The organism is Shewanella glacialipiscicola (assembly GCF_023283485.1).
GTDB classification, from domain to species: Bacteria; Pseudomonadota; Gammaproteobacteria; order Enterobacterales; family Shewanellaceae; genus Shewanella; species Shewanella glacialipiscicola.
This window is the reverse complement of record NZ_JAKILU010000049.1, coordinates 1-4,072: the sequence shown is the minus strand read 5'-3', so window position 1 is coordinate 4,072 and position 4,072 is coordinate 1. Positions and strand designations below refer to the sequence as shown.

Genomic DNA, 4,072 nt, shown 5'->3' with positions numbered 1-4,072 from the left:
CTAAACAGATACGAGTGAAGTACACGTTGTTGGGAGCGCGATAAAGATACATTGTCTGAGTCAATCCTCATGGAGAGTCTCTCAAACGCCAAAAACAAAAAAAGCCGTTGATAATCAACGGCTTCTTTCGTATTTAATATGGCGGAGGAGTAGGGATTTGAACCCAAGAAATCAGCCACAAAATAAAACTAAAATTCATTATAATCAATAACTAATCGAAAAATCACATCTCAGAAAGTGAACATTCGTAGTCGATATATGACATTTAAATATTTATCGGTTAGGTTGTCAATGATTAACGCCCAAAGCGGCGAGCGGAGCGAGTCCAGCCCATCCGTTACTTTGCATGGGCTGTGGTTATGCTGACTTTGTTTGTGTACGCCCAGCATGGGGGTGAACTAATGAGGTGAAAGCCCTCTCCAGGAAGGTCACCGTTTAAATAACATATTGTTATTGAACGTTAACGACTATACTAGGGATACAGCAAGCGCTGAGTAATGAGTATCTCCAGAAAGCGGTTTTATGTTCACTAAGTGATGGATGGATCGCAGTTCATTATCCTAACCAGAAAGTGAGTTAGGTGTTCTAAATGAACCACCCTTTGCGGAGCCGCATGCAAGGTGGTGTGGGGCTGGAGGCTAGATACCTCCGGCTACCCGATTAAGCGGGCTTTTGATGAATCAAATAATAATAATTAAATAGGCACTTAATTAGCTGATGCATTCTATGCATCTCCCTATAGGATATTAATATACTCCTCATGAAATCAAGAAAGTAAATGCTTTCTGACTTTTCTTGTTTAATTCCTTCTTTCTTCGGAAAATATGTGATCTGTTGAGTGATCTCATCATATTCTACTTTACCGTGAGCAATCGAATTTCTAAGTTGGTTATTTACCGCTCCATCACCAATACTATACCAACAGTCATCAAGATGGCTAGTTTTAAAGCCATAAGGAAGATCAGCATATGCATGCAATGACTTTGGTGTATTTTTTCCGGTATTTTTAAACTTATTAAAATCACCCCGATGAATCAAGTTATTAAGTCCTGCAACCAAAATCAACTCACGAGACATAACTTCAGATATATCTTTATAAAGATCTTTGTATCTTTGAAAGTCATGTGCAGATACTCTAAATGCTACGAGTTCTTTCTCATAGTTAGCATCAAAGTCTAGAAATAATGCAGGACGAAACGCAAGTTCACCTGCAAGTATTTGCGGGTAAAGTTCGAGGCAGTCTTGTTGGATATTGTGCAAAAAATCGGTATCAAACAGTTCATTTATAAATGCATCAAAGCCAACTTTATCTTTGTTTAATGCATCGTGCATAGCTTGCATGTGTAATTTAACAGAGTCTGCGTTTTCTTCTTGCATTGAGAAGGGAAAAAACACTTTTGCAATAACGCAATAAAGGGCTAGATTTAAGTCCTCCGGTTTTTCAGAACGTAATTTCTCTCCAAATTTTGACTCACATAGTTGCCCGAATAATTTTTTGTTTTTAGAGTAAAGGCGGAGAATACGCTTAAAATCTTCCAACTTAGGATAGAGAAAATTTAGAGCATTTAGTCTTGCATTGTGAGTTTTAAAGTTTTCATGTCCAATCCGCCCAATAGCCTTCATAAATGGGGTATGTCCCATTTTATATTCGCCAAAAATCACTGGAAAATCTAAATGTAGATCTACAAATGGATTTTCATTTGTAAAAGGTCCATCAAAGTGAATGGATTTAGCCCCTGTATACTTAAAGCCTTTATCTAAATTTAACTCAATTAGAATGCCTTCTCCGCAGGTTGGGCAAGCAAAACTAATTGGCTGAACATCTCTATTAGACATGCCTATACGGCAATCCACGTATGTTTTACAAGTATTACATTCCAATCTTTGATTAAAATTCATAGGTAGACTCTAACTCCATGTCCGCTTAACGCCTTGCTAAGCGGATAAAAATGGTTGGTTAAAATCGCTAAGCGATGGCCAACTGTTTTTATTCCGTTTAAGCAACTTGTAATGTTTATTACGCACCAACATACAAACCACTTTTATGCGATTCATCATCAAATCTTTTTATGTTTTGAAGAATTTTAATAGATGCATGACTTGTCGTTTCACTTTTAGCTGAAATGGCATTCATGAAAAATGCTATTCTCACCCATGATTTAAAATGGTCATTTGTAAGGTCAGATGCTACAGGGATTAAATTATTGAATATTTCTTTTTCACTTTCACAATAAATTTGGACTTGTAAAACAACACTTTCTTTCAATCCATTTTGCTCGATATCAGAAATCAAATTAGAAATACATTCTTGGTTTTGTTGATGATCAGTACCATAAAAATTCCCAGGTTGGCAGGATGGGGGGAAGTCTTTGAAGTTATGCTTTAAAAAGAAAATAAGGAACTCACGTAAGCGCCTCTCTACTTTAATGCTTTTATTCTTCTCTTCTTTTTTTTGCCATTTGTCTAACACAAAAATAATAACTAGTAATTCAACACATACACCAATCATTTCTGGAATTATGTTACCCACAAAAAAACCAGATTCGGCTTTAAAATAGGCTATTAATGACATGACGATCAAACTAACAATCAAAATGGCAACGAACGAATACTTTTTCACTAAAACACCTATTTTATAAATTGCCTGAATCTACTTCAGAACCAGTAGAGTTATATTTTACAAAGGATACTGTTGTAGATTGAGGAGGGTAAATACTCATACTATCTCGAACAATATATTTTGCGATTAGATCTCCCTCTGCACTTATTTCATCGTACTCATAAATATCTGTATCTCTGCCTTTACGTTGCTCACTTTTGCTATTTGTTCTAACAAATTCATGTTGTACAGGGATACCTAGTTTTTCTTTATACATGTGACACTCCAATATTAAACATAACAGTTTATTAAAGGGCCAAATAAATTTAAAGTCGGCCGTTTAAGTTATTGATAAATATCATCCTACATTTGCTATCTTATTGAATGTCTAACAGACAAAAACAAACCGAGCTTGCGCGTAAAGTAGAATTTGTACTCAGCACGCTAAAAATTAAAGGCAATAAAATCAGAGTATTACGCTTTCTCTATTTTTCAAGCGACACAACTAAAGAACGATTTTAAATCGTTTTTGACATCATTATAACTGTTCAAAAATCAGTACATGACACAGAGAAGTGTTCATACTGATTTTGTCTTTCACGCTTTTGATTTCTTCACATGCGCAGCATGTGGCTTTTGGGGTTAAGGGGTCTCCCCTTGCCCGAGCTTGTATCCGACCTTTTTGGAACAAAAAGTGGGATACAAGCGTACCGGGTTACGCTGTAGCCCCACTTATTTAGTGGGCTGCTTTGGCTTCGCACTCACCGAGTGCGGGGCGATTTAAAATTGCACTATTAACGTGAAAATGCGTTTTCTCAACAAAATATTTAATTGATTTGCGCTTGTAGGAGCCAGTTTTGCGGCTGAGAAATGATGTGATGGATAAGCTCTCTCATTTCTCAGACTAACTATTGGCGCTGTGAGCGTGAATTTTGCCGTTACTTTGCTAACGATTGTCATTATTCACATTCTGTGGCCGCAATTTAGGACAAATTACCTGATTAAGAGCCTATTCGGGGGCGTGAGACTGATTAACCATTCAAATTGATTGTTCGATTGTTCAAATAGTATAGAAACAGTGTCGATAGTCTTATTTGATGAGTGCCAATGTAACTTCTAAGGTGCTCGTCTGCGCTTGCATAAGTCATGTAGTGTTACGCTTAGTTTTTTGACGATTACGCGATACTTTTTCGCACTCACTGAGAGCGAAGCCTTTTTTTCGCTTTACTCTATAGCCTGTGCCCTGTGGGTTACAGCGCATTTAAGACTGCTGAGTGAGTTCGCTTATGTTTTAAACTACCGTTTTATTTGTGAGTTTTATTTCGCACTCACCGAGTGCGAAGCGATTTGAAATGGCAGTTTAAACATGAAAATGTGCTTTTTCAGGCTGATTGCGGGTGCTGTGAGAGCAAATTTTGGCGTGTAAACGCACTCAGAATTTGCTGAGAGTGGCTATGATTGGCACTCTACGGT

3 protein-coding genes are annotated in these 4,072 nt (G+C 37.2%); all 3 read right to left on the bottom strand.

Going from position 1 to position 4,072, the window contains the following annotated elements; genetic code table 11:
- Nucleotides 1-660: 660 nt before the first annotated feature.
- Entirely contained in the window at nucleotides 661-1,836 is a 1,176-nt protein-coding gene (locus L2717_RS17915; RefSeq protein ID WP_248938136.1) for a hypothetical protein, read from the bottom strand.
- Nucleotides 1,837-2,017: 181 nt separating this feature from the next.
- On the bottom strand, nucleotides 2,018-2,620 hold the full coding sequence (locus L2717_RS17910; protein ID WP_248938135.1) for a hypothetical protein: 603 nt from the start codon (nucleotides 2,618-2,620) through the stop codon (nucleotides 2,018-2,020).
- 13 nt (nucleotides 2,621-2,633) lie between these two features.
- Entirely contained in the window at nucleotides 2,634-2,876 is a 243-nt protein-coding gene (locus tag L2717_RS17905; RefSeq protein ID WP_248938134.1) for a hypothetical protein, read from the bottom strand.
- Nucleotides 2,877-4,072 lie beyond the last annotated feature (1,196 nt).